The following is a 739-nucleotide window of genomic DNA, read 5'->3' on the forward strand; positions in this document are numbered from 1 at the left end:
CTATGCTGCATGGGTAAAAAATTGATAAAGTACCGGCGGTAGGCAGGAATGAGATGGGCGAAAAGATCCGTGTCGAGTTGGGCAAGTAAATTTGCCGCCACGTGCAACAAGCTTAGCGCATGTGGACTGCGCGCTACACGACCGCACCACGACGTCAGTTTTAGGCTTCCATAGATCAAACAATATTTCCATAAATAAATTATTTAACAAAATATTACAGTTATTCGCTTCTTTTTGCAATAATTTATTGCAAAAATTCTTTTTAGAAACTATTTTGGCAAAATATTAAGATGACAAGTGCGGAAAAAGACGTCCAGGATCGCGCCAAGCGCCTTCGCGACGCGCTGCAGCGGAAAAATGGCGGCAACGCATCAGAACTTGCGCGCTACGCGAATTTGGTCCCGCAGTCCGTCTCCAAGTGGCTGTATGGAACGCAGTTTCCGCGAGACGAAGCTCTCAGATTGGCTGCAGAGTTTCTTAACGTGACTCCTGAATACCTCAAATTCGGCACGCCTACGGTACGCCCACCACCAACTGCAGATACCCTTATCCTGATGTACGTAAAGCCGCTCGAAGCCAGACTGCTGACAAACTTTCGCGAGTCAACAGAGCAAGGCCAACGCCAGATGATGATCTCATCGACGCATGCCGAGAAACTGTCCTCAGAAAAATTACCCGACAAAGGTGCGGCTTCGGACTAGCCGCAATTGCCGTTCCGCCGTGGCATGGTCGCCGACAA

Annotated in this window: 1 protein-coding gene; it reads left to right on the forward strand. The window is 48.8% G+C overall.

What is annotated here, in order from left to right:
* Window positions 1-290: 290 nt before the first annotated feature.
* A complete protein-coding gene (locus tag F2P46_RS36030) occupies window positions 291-701 on the forward strand; it encodes a helix-turn-helix transcriptional regulator (RefSeq protein ID WP_166899310.1) in 411 nt (136 codons plus the stop codon).
* Window positions 702-739 lie beyond the last annotated feature (38 nt).

The organism is Massilia sp. CCM 8734, assembly GCF_011682155.1.
GTDB classification, from domain to species: domain Bacteria; phylum Pseudomonadota; class Gammaproteobacteria; order Burkholderiales; family Burkholderiaceae_D; genus Telluria_A; species Telluria_A rubra.

Coding starts and splice junctions, on each gene's coding strand:
- F2P46_RS36030 (WP_166899310.1), top strand. CDS start 291: ATGACAAGTGCGGAAAAAGACGTCCAGGATCGCGCCAAGCGCCTTCGC.